The sequence below is a fragment of the Nonomuraea sp. MG754425 genome (assembly GCF_021699195.1).
Lineage (GTDB): Bacteria > Actinomycetota > Actinomycetes > Streptosporangiales > Streptosporangiaceae > Nonomuraea.
Genome location: NZ_SSXE01000042.1, coordinates 1 through 14,513, shown reverse-complemented (window position 1 = coordinate 14,513; position 14,513 = coordinate 1). Strand labels below are relative to the sequence as shown.

At 71.4% G+C, this 14,513-nt stretch carries 16 protein-coding genes; 13 read left to right on the top strand and 3 right to left on the bottom strand.

All coding sequences use genetic code 11. The annotated features are described in order from the left end of the window. Positions 1 to 189 precede the first annotated feature (189 nt). The 8 genes from FAF44_RS16890 to FAF44_RS16855 all read left to right on the top strand — a co-directional run bounded on the left by FAF44_RS16890 (position 190) and on the right by FAF44_RS16855 (position 4,909). Positions 190 to 927, top strand: a complete 738-nt coding sequence (locus tag FAF44_RS16890) for an SDR family NAD(P)-dependent oxidoreductase (protein ID WP_237104121.1) — start codon at positions 190 to 192, stop codon at positions 925 to 927. Between the two features lie 26 nt (positions 928 to 953). Further along, the gene (locus FAF44_RS16885) at positions 954 to 1,811 is read left to right on the top strand and encodes an LLM class flavin-dependent oxidoreductase (protein WP_237104120.1); all 858 of its coding nucleotides are present in this window, start codon (positions 954 to 956) and stop codon (positions 1,809 to 1,811) included. A gap of 29 nt (positions 1,812 to 1,840) precedes the next feature. Next, positions 1,841 to 2,221: a SchA/CurD-like domain-containing protein gene (locus tag FAF44_RS16880; RefSeq protein WP_237104119.1), complete on the top strand. Its 381-nt coding sequence runs from the start codon at positions 1,841 to 1,843 to the stop codon at positions 2,219 to 2,221. Next, on the top strand, positions 2,218 to 3,114 hold the full coding sequence (locus FAF44_RS16875) for an NAD(P)-dependent oxidoreductase (protein WP_237104118.1): 897 nt from the start codon (positions 2,218 to 2,220) through the stop codon (positions 3,112 to 3,114). Before FAF44_RS16880 ends, FAF44_RS16875 begins: the two co-directional genes overlap by 4 nt. Positions 3,115 to 3,125: 11 nt before the next feature. Further along, positions 3,126 to 3,566, top strand: coding sequence for a DUF1772 domain-containing protein (locus FAF44_RS16870; RefSeq protein WP_237104117.1), 441 nt, complete (start codon positions 3,126 to 3,128; stop codon positions 3,564 to 3,566). 118 nt (positions 3,567 to 3,684) lie between these two features. Next, complete coding sequence (locus tag FAF44_RS16865; protein ID WP_237104116.1) at positions 3,685 to 3,945, top strand: acyl carrier protein; 261 nt, start codon at positions 3,685 to 3,687, stop codon at positions 3,943 to 3,945. Between the two features lies 1 nt (position 3,946). Next, entirely contained in the window at positions 3,947 to 4,402 is a 456-nt protein-coding gene (locus FAF44_RS16860) for an SRPBCC family protein (RefSeq protein ID WP_237104115.1), read from the top strand. 45 nt (positions 4,403 to 4,447) lie between these two features. Next, the gene (locus FAF44_RS16855) at positions 4,448 to 4,909 is read left to right on the top strand and encodes a DUF1772 domain-containing protein (RefSeq protein ID WP_237104114.1); all 462 of its coding nucleotides are present in this window, start codon (positions 4,448 to 4,450) and stop codon (positions 4,907 to 4,909) included. Positions 4,910 to 4,934: 25 nt separating this feature from the next. Here the strand turns inward: FAF44_RS16855 and FAF44_RS16850 are convergent, their stop codons facing one another. Then, positions 4,935 to 5,072, bottom strand: a complete 138-nt coding sequence (locus FAF44_RS16850; protein WP_237104113.1) for a hypothetical protein — start codon at positions 5,070 to 5,072, stop codon at positions 4,935 to 4,937. A gap of 439 nt (positions 5,073 to 5,511) precedes the next feature. Here FAF44_RS16850 and FAF44_RS16845 point away from each other — a divergent pair, with 439 nt between their 5' ends. After that, positions 5,512 to 5,802 carry a hypothetical protein gene (locus tag FAF44_RS16845; protein WP_237104112.1) on the top strand — a complete coding sequence of 97 codons (291 nt, stop codon included), beginning with the start codon at positions 5,512 to 5,514 and terminating at the stop codon, positions 5,800 to 5,802. A gap of 198 nt (positions 5,803 to 6,000) precedes the next feature. Here FAF44_RS16845 and FAF44_RS16840 read toward each other — a convergent pair whose 3' ends face one another. Together FAF44_RS16840 and FAF44_RS16835 are read right to left on the bottom strand one after the other, a co-directional pair. Further along, positions 6,001 to 7,458, bottom strand: a complete 1,458-nt coding sequence (locus FAF44_RS16840; RefSeq protein ID WP_237104111.1) for a M81 family metallopeptidase — start codon at positions 7,456 to 7,458, stop codon at positions 6,001 to 6,003. Positions 7,459 to 7,491: 33 nt separating this feature from the next. Next, positions 7,492 to 8,649, bottom strand: coding sequence for an ROK family transcriptional regulator (locus FAF44_RS16835; protein ID WP_237104110.1), 1,158 nt, complete (start codon positions 8,647 to 8,649; stop codon positions 7,492 to 7,494). 221 nt (positions 8,650 to 8,870) lie between these two features. Between FAF44_RS16835 and FAF44_RS16830 the strand changes: the two genes are divergently transcribed. From FAF44_RS16830 to FAF44_RS16815, 4 genes are all read left to right on the top strand, one after another. After that, complete coding sequence (locus tag FAF44_RS16830; RefSeq protein ID WP_237104109.1) at positions 8,871 to 10,610, top strand: peptide ABC transporter substrate-binding protein; 1,740 nt, start codon at positions 8,871 to 8,873, stop codon at positions 10,608 to 10,610. A 3-nt stretch (positions 10,611 to 10,613) separates the two neighbouring features. After that, positions 10,614 to 11,573, top strand: coding sequence for an ABC transporter permease (locus FAF44_RS16825; RefSeq protein ID WP_237104108.1), 960 nt, complete (start codon positions 10,614 to 10,616; stop codon positions 11,571 to 11,573). Further along, positions 11,570 to 12,448 carry an ABC transporter permease gene (locus tag FAF44_RS16820; protein WP_237104107.1) on the top strand — a complete coding sequence of 293 codons (879 nt, stop codon included), beginning with the start codon at positions 11,570 to 11,572 and terminating at the stop codon, positions 12,446 to 12,448. The genes FAF44_RS16825 and FAF44_RS16820 overlap by 4 nt, the downstream gene beginning before the upstream one ends. A 16-nt stretch (positions 12,449 to 12,464) precedes the next feature. Next, positions 12,465 to 14,513: ABC transporter ATP-binding protein (locus tag FAF44_RS16815; protein ID WP_237104106.1), on the top strand; the 2,049-nt coding region annotated here is incomplete at its 3' end.

Sequence of the window (14,513 nt, the reverse complement as noted above, 5' to 3'; positions counted from 1 at the left end):
CGTGCCGGATCGCTGCGACGTTTCCATCGGGAGGTGGAGACGGGCTCGAAGCCGGTTGGAGGCGCGCTCCCCGCCGCGCCCCCGAAGGCGCTTCTCGACCGGGATTCGAGGAGCGGACCAGCCGCTGCCCGCACGATGGGCCGTGGCCGGCTCAGCCGAGCCGCGCGTCGCAAGGAGAGGAATGGTCTGGTGGATCAGGGGCTACGCGGCAAGCGCGTGCTGGTGACCGGTGGGACCAGGGGCATCGGACGTGCCACGGTCCTCGCCTTCGCGCAGGCCGGCGCACACGTGCTGGCCTGTCATCACACCGAGGGGGAGGATTCGGACACCCTCGCCACGGAACTGAAGGAACTCGGCGACCGCAACCGGGTGGTACGGGCGGACGTGACCGACTCCGCCGACAACCGCCGGCTGGCGGGCACCGTGGAGGAGGAGTTCGGCCGGCTCGACGTCCTGGTCAACAACGTCGGGGTGGACGGCTCCGCCCCGTTCTCGGAGATCTCGGGCGAGGAGTGGCAGCGGCTGCTCGACTACAACGTGACCTCCGCCTACCTCGTCACGCAGGCGATGCTGGGCGTGCTCGCCGACGGAGCCTCGGTGGTCAACATCGGCGCGTCCGCGGCGCTGCGCGGCCGGGTCAACGGCGTGCACTACTCCGCCTCGAAGGCGGCCCTGGTCGGGTTCACCCGGGGGCTGTGCAAGGAACTGGGCCCGCGCGGGATCAGGGTCAACCTCGTCGCGCCGGGGCTCACCGAGACCGAGCCGGGCGCGGGGCTGCCGCCGAAGGTCGTCGAGCGCATCGTCGCCATCACGGCGCTGGGGCGGCTGTGCCGGCCCAACGACGTGGCCGGCGCGGTGCTGTTCCTGGCCGGTGACACCTCCCAGTACATCAGCGGCGTGACGCTCAACGTGGACGGCGGGATCTGAGCCGTCGCCGGCAGACAGGAGGCCACATGGACATCGGAGTGGGACTGCCGAGCACCGTCCCCGGCACGGACGGCCGGGAACTGCCCGAGTTCGCCCGCCGGGCCGACCGGCTCGGCTTCAGCACGCTGGCCGTGCTCGACCGGCTGGTCTACGACAGCTACGACACCGTGGTGACGCTCGCGGCGTCCGCCGCCGTGACCGAGCGCATCACGCTGGCCCCCACGATCCTGCTGGCCGGCTACCACCCGAGCGCCGCGCTGCTGGCCAAGCAACTGGCCAGCGTGGACCGGCTGGCCGCCGGCCGCCTGGTGGTGGGCATCGCCGCCGGCGGGCGGGAGGACGACTTCGTCGCGACCGGCGTGCCCTACCGGCAGCGCGGACGCCGGCTCGACGACCTGCTGGACGAGATGGGCCGCGTCTGGTCGGGCCAGGGCGCGGTCCCCGGCATCGGCCCCAGGCCCGAGCGCGGCCGGATCCCGATGTGGATCGGCGGCAACTCGGACGCCGCGCTGAGGCGGGCGGCGACGTACGGGATGGGCTGGATCTCCGGCAGCACCCCGCTGCACCGCTACGCGGAGGTGGCCGAGTCGGTGCGCCGGGCCTGGACGGCGGCGGGCCGGACGGACACGCCCCGGCTGGGCGCCCTCGCCTACGTCGCCCCCGGCCCCGACCGCAAGCAGGCCGGCGCCCGCTACCTGCTCGACTACTACGCCTACACCGGCCAGAAGGCACGATTCCTGGCCGACAGCGTGATCAGCGACGACGCCCGGCTGCGCGAGACGATCGACGGCTATGCCGAGGCCGGGTGCGACGAGCTCATGCTGATGCCCTGCACGTCCGATGCCGAGCAGCTCGACCTGCTGGCCAAAGTGGCCTTCGGGTGAGCGGACCCGGCCGAAGCGAAGGAGACGCCATGCCGTTCGCGGCCATCACCTACCGAGTCAAGCCCGGACACGAGGACGAGATCGCCGAGATCTTCGGCGGCTTCCAGCGGGTGGACACGCCGGTGTTCACCGGCGACGACGGCGCTGCGGCCGGCCGCCTGCTCGGCACCGCCGTCTTCATCAAGGACGACATCATGGTGCGCGTCATCCACTACGAGGGCGAGTTCTCCGCGATCGCCCGCCACATGGCCGCGCAGCGCGGCGTGCACCTGATCGAGGAGCAGCTCGCCCCCTACCTTCAGGAGCAGCGCGACACCGGCGACGAGGCCGGCTTCGGCCGCTACTTCCGCGACGCCACGATGCGCTGCATCTCCCAGTTGTCCGTGCAGACCCACCCCGCGGGCAGGTGACCGTGCGAGCGAAGCCGATCGCGGTGCTCGGGCTGGGCGGCATGGGCGCCGGGATGGCCTGCGCCCTGCTGGACGCCGGCGCGAACGTCACCGCCTGGAACCGCAGCCCGGAGAAGGCCGTGTCGGTCGGCAAGGCGGGCGCCACGATCGCCGCCACGCCGGCGGAGGCCGTGGCCGGCGCCGACGTGGTGCTGCTCAGCCTGGCCGACGAGGCCGCCGTGGAGCAGGTGCTGTTCGGCGAGCTCGACGGGCGGCTGCGGCCGGGCACGATCGTCGTGGACACCTCGACGGTCACGCCGACGTTCGCCGTGCACGCCGACAAGCGGCTGGCCGAGGTGGGGGTGCGGCGCGTCGAGGCGTGTGTGATGGGCAACCCCGCCATGGCCGCCACGGGCGCGCTGCGCGTCTTCGCCGCCGGCGAGGAGGCGGCGGTCGAGGAGGTCCGCGAGGTGCTGGCCACCATCGGTCAGGACGTCCGCCACCTCGGCCCGACGGGCAACGCCAGCGCGCTGAAGCTGGCCTTCAACCTGATGCTGGGCGTGCACATCATGGGCCTGGCCGAGGCGGTGAGGTTCGTCGAGGCGATGGGCATCGACCGCTCGGTGCTGCTGGACGTCTTCGACAACAGCGGCTGGCGCTCGCCGGTGCTGTCCTTCCGCGCGCAGTTCATGCGGGGGCAGCGGTACCGGCCGGCGGCCTTCCGGGCCACGCTCATGCACAAGGACCTCAGTCTGGCCGGGGAGGAGGCGCGGGAGCACGGGGCCGACCTGCCCCTGACCGCCCGCGCCATCGAGGCATACGCCGCCGTGCTGGCGGCCGGTCACGGCGACGACGACGCCGCGATCGTGGCCGAGTCGCGTCTGCGCGGTGAGGGCGGGGCGGGCGTGTCGTGATGCTGACGGACGTGCTGTCCATAGCGGCGCTGGTGGGCAGCGGGGTGGTGGCCGGGGTGCTGTTCGCGGTCGCGCTGAGCGTGCTGCCCGCGTTGTTCGCCATGCCGGCCGACCGCTACGTCTACACCCACAAGCTGGTCGGCCGGCGCTGGGACCCGACCATGCCGATCATCGTGCTCACGTCGATGGCCCTCGACATCGTGCTGGCGGTGCTGACCAGGGCGCAGCCGGCCCTGCTCTTCGCCACGGCGGCCGTGCTGCTGCTCGGGGTGTCGGTGGTCTCGCACTTCTGCAACGTCCCGATCAACCGGGTGGTCAAGTCCCTCGACCCGGACAAGGTGCCGCCGGACTGGCGCGACCCCCGGCCGCTGTGGCGGCGCTGGCATCTGCTGCGCACCGTGCTCGCGCTGCTCGGGGTGACGGTCAACGCCGTCGCGGTGGTGCTCGCGTGAGCCGTCGAGCGCGGCTCGAGAAGGTTTTCAGACGGATGGGCGAACCTGGGACGGTCCCGGTGGATCGGACCGCGAGGCCCGGACGACGGACGCGGACGAGGAAATGGAGAGACGAGGAATGAGCGCCTTCGACTTGGACCAGCTACGCGACATCCTGCGCAGCATGGGAGACACCGACGAGGCGGACCTCAACGGCGACATCGCGCAGATGGGGTTCGGGGACCTCGGCTACGACTCGCTGGCCGTGCTGGAGCTGTGCAGCCAGGTGGAGCGCCGCTACGGCATCCAGATCAGCGACGACGCGGTCGTGGACATGCCGACGCCCGCCAGGGCGGTCGAGTACATCAACACGCTGCTGACGGCGAAGGCGGGTGCGTGACATGGCCGGGCACACCGACAACGAGATCGTCATCGCCGCGCCGATGCAGCTTCTCTGGGACATGACCAACGACATCGAGTCGTGGACCGAGCTGTTCAGCGAGTACTCGGAAGCCAAGATCATCTCGGACCGGGACGGCACGATCCTGTTCCGGCTCGCGCTGCACCCCGACGAGAACGGCCAGGTGTGGAGCTGGGTCTCGGCCCGGCGTCCGGACGAGCCCACCAAGACCGTCCGCTCCCAGCGGGTCGAGACGGGGCCGTTCAAGTACATGTGGATCTACTGGGAGTACCTGCAGGAGGACGGCGGCGTGCGGATGCGCTGGGTGCAGGACTTCGAGATGAAGGCGGCGGCGCCGGTCGACGACGCGACGATGCAGGCGCGGCTGAACCGCAACACGCCCGTCCAGATGCAGTTGATCAAGGAGAAGGTGGAGGCCGCCGCGGCCCGTGGCTAGGCGGTGTCGGATCGTGCGTTCGTGGCAGGCTGACTGGAGGGGCCCGTGCTGGAGATCGTCGTCTCGCTCGTCCTACTGGCCAACGGCTTGTCCGCCGGGGTGCTCCTGGGCACCCAGCTCGGCGGCTGGCCGTTGCTGGCCAGCCTGCCGCCGGACCGCTACGTGCATGCGCACGCGTTCTTCTCCACCCGTTACGACCCGTTCATGCCCGCGTGCTTCCTGATCACCACGCTGGGTGACGTGGCGCTCGCCCTGCTCACGCAGAGCGCGGCGGCGCGGGCCCTGTACCTGGTGGCCGCCGCCCTCTGCCTGATCACGATCGCGATCTCGCTGACGCAGAACGTGCCGGTGAACAAGTGGGTGCGCGACCTCGACCCGGACAACCTGCCGGCGGACTTCGCGGCGCAGGACCCGCGCCGCCGCTGGGGCGCCTGGAACCGGGTGCGCACCGCGCTGTCGGCCCTGGCCCTGGTCATCAACTGCGGCCTCATCGGGCTCGCGCTGTGACGGCCCCGCCGGCGGCCGGCCGGGATCAGTCCGGCGCCGGCGCGGTGCCCGCCCGGCGCACCAGCGCGGGGACCACCTGCGACGTGCCCTCCGGGCCGGCGTCGAGCGTGCCGCCGTCGCCGTCGATCAGCCCGAGCAGCGATTCGACGGCGCGGCGGCCCATTCTTTTGTGGCCGGGCCGGGCCGTGGTGCGGCGGCGGCTGCGGCCATCGCCGTGCGCTGCTGCGTTGTGCGAATCGGTTGCGCCTGCTCTCTCATGGTCTCCCCTCGAAATCACCGTCCGCGTCCCGAGAATTGATAACGCTAACAGTCGGTGGCGGCCCGCTGTTTTTGATCACCGGACACTCTGAGCTGCTCTTGGGCGGGCGAAAGCCGGGCATCGCCAAGCATTGTCTGTTAGCGATAACAATCGTGCGTCGGCATCCGGCGTGGCGCGGTGAAAACTGCGCTGGAAACGGCGAAGTGGATCAAATAAGCCCATGGAGGGACCTTGCCGATATGCAGGGATATGAGGCTGCATAGCTACCGAGAGTAGCTGGAATAAGACTCTCTGTGACTCCGATCGAACCAGATCGGATCTCAGGGAAATAGAGGAGCGCAACATGAAGGCACGTCAGATGGGTGGGGCATGCGCGGTCGCGGCCGCCCTGCTCGCGGCCGGAGCTATCACGGCTTCCGGTGCGGCGCTGGCCGATGACCACCACCAGCCGACCAACAGGATCACGGTGTGCAGCACCGGTCCGGTCGACAGGTCAGCCCACGTCCGCGTCGACGTCAAGTGCGACATCAAGGTCAAGGTCGATGTTGACCGACACCGCCACATGCGGGAAGCCGGCGAGTACTTCGGCGACACCCTCGAGGCGGACAGGCTGGACGCGCTGGCCTACCAGTAAGCCGTCCTGCCTGGTGGGGCGCGTTAGCGTGCCAGGCCGCCCGTCGCCCCACACCTAACCCCTCGCAACACGAAGAACGGGCCGCCCCGCGGACCGCGCACCGGTAGGAAGGTGTGCGCTCCGGGGGCGGCCCTGGTGATTGCGGGGGTGCCCGTCAGGTGCTCAGGAACGGTCAGGTGCTCAGGAACGGTCAGGTGCTCAGGAACGGCGCGGGGCGAGGTCGAGGGCGGCGACCGGGTCCAGGGGGAAGATCGGCCGCCGCAGGTTCCGGTACGGCAGCCGGTGCAGGTCCTGATCCACGCCCCCCGGCGTGAGCGCGAGCATCCACCCGGCCGCCGCCTCGAACAGCTCCGGCTCCAGATACCCGATCTTGACCGTGACCACGTCGGCCCCGCCGGCCTCCACCCCCAGCCGCCGGTACGACTCCAGCAGCCGGTACTGCATCCGGCGCGAGGTCAGGAAGACGCTCAGCCCGCCGATCCGCACGCTGGCCACCCGCCCGCCGTCCGGGTCGTCGGCCAGCGCCTCCAGCGTCCCCTCCAGCAGCAACGGCCCCGGCGCACGCGCGTCGAGACGGCCCCCGGCGCGCACGCTGACCGGCGTGCCGATCGGCAGGTGCCCGATGCGCGCCACCGTCTCCGGGTCGAACAGGGAGGCGTAGACGGCGCGCACCGAGCCGTCGCGGATCCCGGGCCTGGCCAGCATGCGTTCCAGCGCGTAGGTGACGTCGTCGGCGCCGCCCGCGCCCGGGTTGTCGCCGGAGTCGCTGATGAAGTACGGCCGGGCCGCGCCCTGCGCGAGCGCCGCGTCCAGGCACTCGTCCATGGAGCCGGTGGGCGCCACGAAGGCGAAGTCGTCGCGCGCGTCCCAGAACGCCTGGGCCAGTTCCCGCGCGGCCCGCTCGGTCGCGCCGGCGTCGGTGCCGGTGGCCACCACCGCGCCGGTGCAGCGCGGCTCGTCGGCCCAGGCGAAGCCGATCCAGATCGCCGCGTCGATCACGCCCGGCCGGGCCTCGACGGCGGGGATGCGGGCGTACAGGCCGCGGGCGGGCTCGACGCGGGTGCTGGTCATCTCGCCGGGCAGCAGGATCGGCACGTGGACCAGCGCCTTGTGCGGACGCCCGCCACGGCGCAGGGCCTCGACGAGGTTGCGGGCGGCGCGCTCGCGCGTCTCCCAGACGTCCACGTGGGGCGCGGTGCGGTAGCAGGTCAGCAGGTCGCAGCCGGCGAACAGGGTGGGGGAGACGTTGCCGTGCAGGTCCATCGCGGCCGACACCAGCGGCCGCGGGCCGATCGCGGCGCGGACGGCGGTGACCAGGTCGCCTTCGGCGTCCTCGCGGCCGACGACGCTCATCGCGCCGTGGATGTCCAGCAGCACCCCGTCGAACGGCCCGTCGGCCAGGCCGCGGACGATCTCGTCCCGCCAGGCGTCGTAGGCGGCCGGTTCGACCGCTCCGCCGGGCAGCGCGCGGGCGTGGACGAGCGGCACCCACTCCACGCCGGCCGCCCACGGCTCGCCGAGCCAGTCGTAGCGGCCGAGCAGGGCCTGGCCGCGGGTGACCGCGAAGTCGGCGGCGCCGCTCAGGTGCGGCGAGAAGGTGCTGGACTCGATGTGCACGCCGCAGACGGCGATGCGCAGAGACGAAGTGGTGGACACGCTGGTGCTTTCTCCGGGGTCGGCGAACGAGCGTTACGAGGGGCAACGGGCGGGTTGTGCGGGGTGGACGCCGGCCGTCTCGCGCAGGAGGTGGCCGAGCCCGGCGAGGGCCGCGTCGGGCCCGGCGACACTCGCCTCGATGATCAGCGACTGGGTCAGCGGCGGCAGGCAGCGCTCGTAGAGCACGCCTTTGACGGCGGCCACGTAGACGTCGAGGCTGGACAGGGCGCCGCCGATGACGACGCTGTCGGGGTTGAGGAAGTTGACCAGGCCCGACAGCGCGACGCCCAGCAGCCGGCCCGCGTGGCGCACCAGGGTCACCACGGCCGGGTCGGCGTTGACGGTGGCGGCCACGACGTCGCGCGTGCTGGCCACGGGCAGGCCGCGCCCGGCCAGCTCGCGGACGAGCGCGGCCCCGCTGGCGGCGGTCTCCAGGCAGCCGCGGCTGCCGCAGGAGCATTCGCGCTCGCCGCTGTCGGCCACGCGCACGTGGGTGAGGTCGCCGCTGAGGCCGCGCCCGCCGCGGTAGATCTGGGAGCCGCTGACCAGGCAGCCGCCGATGCCGGTGCCGGCCTTGACGTAGATCATGTCGCCGCTCTCGCGGCGGGTGACGTGCTCGCCGATCGCGGCGGCCTTGGCGTCGTTGTCGACCACGGCGGTGACCCCGAAGCGGTCGGCCAGGTCGTTCTGGACGTCGTACCCGCTCCAGCCCGGCATGCGGGCCGGGCCGATGAGGCGTCCGTGCGGGAAGTCCACGGGGCCGGGCAGGGCCATGCCGACGGCCAGCAGCCGCCGGCCGGGCGCGTGGGCGGCCCGGACGCGGTCGAAGCCCTCGGTGACGTCGTCGAAGATCGCCTTGGGGCCGGCTCCTATGTCGACGGCGAACTCCTCGGCCGTCAGCAGCGCCCCGGAGGGCGAGCACAGGCCGACGCGGGCGTGGCCGCCGCCGAGTTCGGCGACGGCGTAGACGCCGCCGTCCTCGCGCAGGCGCAGGATCCGCGGGCGGCGTCCGCCGGTGGAGGCGCCGACGCCCTCCTCCAGGATCGTGCCCTCCTCCAGCAGGCGGCGCACCACGCTGGAGACCGTCGAGGGGGCCACCTGAAGGATCTCCACCAGGTCGGCGCGGGAGACGGCCTTGCCACTGGCCAGCAGGCTGAGCGCCTGCTCGCGCAGATTGGCGGGCTCCGACATGCCTCTCCCTCCGTGAGAACACGAACCGGCTGAACACGACTGGTGCCCATCATGGGCGAAGAAGACGATCACCGACCAGTCGCCTTCGCCGCGGACTCTACCGCGAAATAAGTGGGCTGAACAAAGTCGATTTTTCGCATTGACTTACTACTTGCTTCTCTATACATTCTCCGGACTGAACGGCCCATAACGGGCGCACCCGCGTCTCGACGAGGAGAAACATGGGGACGAGAACCCGCATCGTGTGCGGCGTGGTGGCCATCGGGCTCGGACTGACCGCCTGCAGCGCGGGCGCCGGCGGCGGCGCACAGCAGGGCGGCGGCGGTGGCGCGCAGGGCAAGGACACCGCGACCGTGGCCCTCCGCACGCCGAACTGGATCCTGCCGATCTCGGCCCCCGGCTTCACCCAGGGCGAGAACGAGATCTTCAGCACCGCCCTGTACCGCAAGCTGTACAGCTACCAGCTCGACGGCACCAGCACCGACAACATCAACCCCGAGCGCTCCCTGGCGGAGCCGCCCGTCGTCAGCGACGAGGGCAGGACGCTGAGCATCACGCTCAAGGACAACACCTGGTCCGACGGCAAGCCGATCACCACGAAGGACGTCCGGTTCTGGTGGGACCTCGTCACCGCCAACAAGGACAAGTGGGCCTCCTACCGGCCCGGCGGCTTCCCCGACAACATCTCCGCCTTCGAGGTCAAGGACGACAAGACCTTCTCCCTGACCACCAAGAAGGCGTACAACACCGCCTGGTTCACCGGCAACCAGCTCAACCGCATCGTGCCGCTGCCCCAGCACGCCTGGGACAAGGGCGGCGACGCCGAGAAGACCTTCGACGAGCTGACCGCCGCCTCCAAGGACCCCAAGTCCTACGCCACCAACCCGCTGTGGAAGACCACCAGCGGCCCCTGGAAGCTGGACAGCTACGTGCCCAGCGGCGAGGTCGTCCTGGCCAAGCAGGACGCCTACTCCGGGCCGGACAAGCCGAAGCTGAACAAGATCGTGCTGCGCCCGTTCACCGGCGACGACGCCGAGTTCAACGTGCTGCGCGCCGGCCAGATCGACTACGGCTACATCCCGCCGGCCAACCTGTCGCAGAAGAGCTACCTGGAGTCGAAGGACTACCGGGTCTCCCCCTGGTACGGCTGGTCGATCACCTACCTCCAGCTCAACTTCAACAACCCGAAGAGCGGCGTGCTGTTCAAGCAGCCGTACCTGCGCCAGGCGCTGCAGATGCTCATCGACCAGCCCACCATCAGCAAGGTCATCTGGTCCGACATGGCCTCGCCGACCTGCGGCCCGGTCCCGGCCAAGCCCGGCACCCCCGGCGGCCAGGGCTGCGCCTACCCCTTCGACCCGGAAAAGGCCCGGCAACTGCTGGAGAGCCACGGCTGGAAGGTGACGCCCGACGGGCAGAGCACCTGCGCCGACCCCGCGCTGTGCGGCACGGGCATCGCCAAGGACACCCCGCTCAGCTTCACCGTCACCAGTCAGTCGGGCTTCGCCGCGACCACCAAGATGTTCGCCGAGATCAAGTCGGCGATGGCCAAGCTCGGCGTGCAGCTCACCATCAAGGAGGTGCCCGACTCCGTCGCGGTCACCCCGGCCTGCAAGCCGCAGGAGTCCAAGTGTGACTGGGACATGTCGTTCTTCGGCTCCCAGGGAAGCTGGTACTACCCGGCCTTCGCCTCCGGCGAGCGCCTGTTCCAGACCGACGCCCCCGTCAACCTCGGCAGCTACAGCAACCCCGAGGCGGACGAGCTGATCGACAAGGCGCAGTTCTCCACCGACGCCGGGGCCCTGCAGGAGTACAACGACTTCCTGGCCAAGGACCTGCCGGTGCTCTGGATGCCCAACCCCGTCTACCAGATCTCGGCGTACAAGTCGGGCCTGGAAGGCGTCGAGCCGCAGGACCCGATGAACCTCATGTACTTCCAAGACTGGTCCTGGAAGAGCTGACCGTTGACCCGGTACCTCCTCACGCGCCTGGGCCAGGCCCTGGTCATCGTGATCCTGGTGACACTGATCACGTTCGTGATCCTGCACCTGCTGCCAGGAGGCGCGGCGCGGGCCATCCTGGGCAAGGAGGCGACGCTCCAGCAGATCGCCGCCTTCGACCACGAGATGGGGTACGACCGGCCGCTGTGGGAACAGTACGCGCTGTACCTGCGGCGGCTGGTCCAGGGTGACCTGGGCTACTCCTTCCAGCTCAACCAGTCGGTGGCCGAGGCCATCGGGCAGCGGCTGCCCAAGACCGCCCTGCTGTCGCTGGCCTCGACGCTGCTCGCGGTCGTCGTGGCCGTCCCGCTCGGCGTCGTGCAGGCCGTGCGGCGCAACCGCTGGCCCGACTACACCATCAACGGGCTGACCCTGCTGGCCTACGCGACGCCGATCTTCTTCATGGGCCTCATGATGATCATTCTGTTCTCCCAGGTGTGGCCGGTGCTGCCGCCCGAGGCCCCGCAGGGCTTCACCCTCGCGGAGGTGCTGGCCGACCCCGCCGGGCTGGTGCTGCCCACGCTCACGCTGACGATCCTCACCGTCGCGGTCTACTCCCGCTACGTCCGCTCGTCCATGGTGGACAACCTGAACGAGAACTACGTGCGCACGGCCCGCAGCAAGGGCCTGCCGGAGAGCCGGGTGATCGTCGGGCACACGCTGCGCAACGGCCTGTTCCCCGTCATCACCCTGCTCGGCATGTACCTGCCCGCGCTGTTCAGCGGCGCCCTCGTGGTCGAGCGGCTGTTCAACTACCCGGGCATGGGGCTGCTGTTCTGGCAGGCGGCGCTCAAGCGGGACTACCCGATCCTGCTCGGCGTCACCCTGCTGATCTCGGTGGCGACCGTGCTCGGCGCGCTGGTCGCCGACGTGCTGTACGCCGCGGTCGATCCGCGCGTACGACTCAGGGCGGGACGCTCATGACCACCGAGCACGAGGACGCGCCCGTCCGCGGGATGTGGCGTCAGGGCCTGGAGGTCTTCCGCGAGAACCGGCTCGCCCTGGTCGGCGTGGGCCTGTTCGTGCTGCTCGCGGCCTTCTCCTTCCTCGGCCCGCTGTTCTACCAGACCGACCAGGTGCACACCGACCTGACCAAGGTCTACCTCGCCCCCGGCGTGGACGGGCACCCGCTCGGCACCGACGGCGTCGGCTACGACCAGCTCGGCCGCATGATGCTCGGCGGCCAGACCTCCATCGTGGTCGGGCTCGCCGCCGGCCTGCTGGCCACCGTCGTGGGCACCGTGTGGGGGGCCGTCGCCGGGTTCGCGGGAAGCTGGGTGGACGCGATCATGATGCGGGTGGTCGACGCCATGATGTCGATCCCCGCGCTGTTCCTGTTCATGCTCATGGCCGCGATCGTGACGCCCACGGTGCCGATGCTCATCGTCATCATCGGCGCCTTCGCCTGGCTCGGCCCCGCCCGGCTGGTCCGCGGCGAGGCGCTCACCCTGCGCACCCGCGAGTACGTCGTGGCGATGCGCGGCATGGGCGGCACCGGCGGGCGCGCCGTGCGCCGGCACATCATCCCCAACGCCATCGGCACGGTGATCGTCAACGCCACCTTCCAGGTCGCCGACGCGATCCTGTACGTGGCCTACCTGTCCTTCCTCGGCCTGGGCGTGCCGCCGCCCGCCGCCAACTGGGGCGGCATGCTGTCGGACGGCCTGGCGGACACCTTCAGCGGCAACTGGTGGCTGCTGTACCCGCCGGGGATCGCCATCATCCTCATCGTCCTCGCCTTCAACTTCATCGGCGACGGGCTGAGGGACGTCTTCGAGGTCCGCCTCCGGCGGCGTTAGCAGGAGGTTTCACCACATGGAGGCTCCGAACCGGCCGCTGCTGCGGCTGCGTGACCTCAGCACCGACATCGCGCTGCGGCGCGGTGCCGTGCACGCGCTCGACCAGGTCAACCTCGAGGTCCACCAGGGCGAGACGCTCGGCGTCGTGGGGGAGTCGGGCAGCGGCAAGACCATGACCGTCCTGTCGGTCATGGGGCTGCTGCCCGCCGGCGGCCGGGTCGTCGGCGGGGAGATCCTCTTCGACGGCCGCGACCTGCGCACGCTCGACCCCCGGGAACTGCGCAGGGTGCGCGGCGTCGAGATGGGCATGGTCTTCCAGGACCCGCTCACCTCGCTCAACCCCACCATGCGCATCGGCGCCCAGGTCGCCGAGCCCCTGCGCGTCCACCAGGGCGTCGGCAGGAAGGAGGCGCGCGAGCGGGCCGTGGAGATCCTGCGCCGGGTCGGCATGCCCCGTCCGGACAGGATCGTCGATGACTACCCGCACCAGCTCTCCGGCGGCATGCGCCAGCGCGTCGTCATCGCGATGGCGCTCATCCGCTCCCCGCGCCTGCTCATCGCCGACGAGCCCACCACCGCCCTGGACGTCACCACCCAGCGCCAGATCCTCGAACTCATCGACGACCTGCGCGAGGAGTTCAAGATGGCGGTCATCCTGGTCACCCACGACCTCGGCGTGATCGCCGGCCGCGCCGACCGGGTCGCCGTCATGTACGCCGGCCGCGTGGTGGAGACCGCCACCACCGCCGAGCTGTTCCGCGCGCCGCGCCACCGCTACACCGAGGCGCTCATGCGTGCCCTGCCCGAGTCCGCCCGGCCGGGCCCCGACGGCGCCGGCCGCCTCTACAGCATCCCCGGCCTGCCGCCGGACCTGTCGCGCCCGCTGACCGGCTGCCGTTTCGCGCCCCGCTGCGGCCAGGCCACCGACGAGTGCCGCACCGGCGACATCCCGCTCATCGGGGACGGCCACGCGTACGCCTGCCTGCACCCCGTCACCGAGCCTGTCCCGGCGGCGGCGGCCTCGTCCGGCCGGGCCAGGACCGCGTCCGAGAGCCCCGAGCCGATCCTGGCCGTGCACGACCTGGTCAAGGAGTACGACGCCGGCGGCGCGGGCCTGCGCGACGCCGCCGGGCGGGTCAGCGCCGTGGCCGGGGTGTCCTTCGAGGTCGGCCAGGGCGAGACGCTCGGCATCGTGGGCGAGTCCGGCTGCGGCAAGTCCACCGTCGGCCGCCTCGTCGCCGGTCTCGAAGCGCCCACCGGCGGCCGGATCGTCGTGGACGGCGCCGACGCCGCCACCCTCGACCGGCCCGCCCGCCGGCGCATGCACCGGCAGGTGCAGCTCATGTTCCAGGACAGCTACGCGGCCATGAACCCGCGCATGCGCGTCGACTCCATCCTCACCGAGCCGCTGGAGATCCAGCAGGCCGGCGACGCCGCCGCGCGCCGCGCACGGGCGGGCGAACTGCTCGACCAGGTCGGGCTGCCGCGGCGGGCGCTGGAACGTTACCCGCACGAGTTCTCCGGCGGGCAGTTGCAGCGCATCGGGCTGGCCAGGGCGCTGGCGCTGCGGCCCCGGCTGATCGTGGCCGACGAGCCGGTCAGCGCGCTGGACGTGTCGGTGCAGGCGCAGGTGCTCAACCTCATGCGCGACCTGCAGGGCGAGCTCGGCCTGTCGTACGTGTTCATCAGCCACGACCTGTCCGTGGTCGACTACATGGCCGACCGCATCGGCGTGATGTACCTGGGCAAGCTGGTCGAAATCGGCCCCGCGCACCAGGTGGTCCGCGCGCCGCGCCACCCGTACACGCGGGCGCTGCTCGACGCCGTGCCCTCGCCCGACCCCGGCCGCGCGCCCAGCCCGGACACCACCATCAAGGGCGAGCTGCCGAGCGCGCTGAACCCGCCGACCGGCTGCCGCTTCCGCACCCGCTGCCCGCTGGCGGTGGACGCCTGCGCGCAAGAGCCCGCGCTGGTGGGCGAGACGCACCAGGTCGCCTGCCACTTCCCGCTGCGCGGCGAGACCCCGGCGGCCAGACCGGCCCCGGGCCTCCCCGGCGGCCTGACC

What these genes read in the sequence shown, in the direction of transcription:
- FAF44_RS16880 (WP_237104119.1), top strand. Translation starts at nt 1,841, where the DNA reads ATGCCGTTCGCGGCCATCACCTACCGAGTCAAGCCCGGACACGAGGAC.
- FAF44_RS16845 (WP_237104112.1), top strand. Translation starts at nt 5,512, where the DNA reads ATGAAGGCACGTCAGATGGGTGGGGCATGCGCGGTCGCGGCCGCCCTG.
- FAF44_RS16835 (WP_237104110.1), bottom strand. Translation starts at nt 8,649, where the DNA reads ATGTCGGAGCCCGCCAATCTGCGCGAGCAGGCGCTCAGCCTGCTGGCC.
- FAF44_RS16850 (WP_237104113.1), bottom strand. Translation starts at nt 5,072, where the DNA reads ATGGGCCGCCGCGCCGTCGAATCGCTGCTCGGGCTGATCGACGGCGAC.
- FAF44_RS16865 (WP_237104116.1), top strand. Translation starts at nt 3,685, where the DNA reads ATGAGCGCCTTCGACTTGGACCAGCTACGCGACATCCTGCGCAGCATG.
- FAF44_RS16820 (WP_237104107.1), top strand. Translation starts at nt 11,570, where the DNA reads ATGACCACCGAGCACGAGGACGCGCCCGTCCGCGGGATGTGGCGTCAG.
- FAF44_RS16860 (WP_237104115.1), top strand. Translation starts at nt 3,947, where the DNA reads ATGGCCGGGCACACCGACAACGAGATCGTCATCGCCGCGCCGATGCAG.
- FAF44_RS16830 (WP_237104109.1), top strand. Translation starts at nt 8,871, where the DNA reads ATGGGGACGAGAACCCGCATCGTGTGCGGCGTGGTGGCCATCGGGCTC.
- FAF44_RS16885 (WP_237104120.1), top strand. Translation starts at nt 954, where the DNA reads ATGGACATCGGAGTGGGACTGCCGAGCACCGTCCCCGGCACGGACGGC.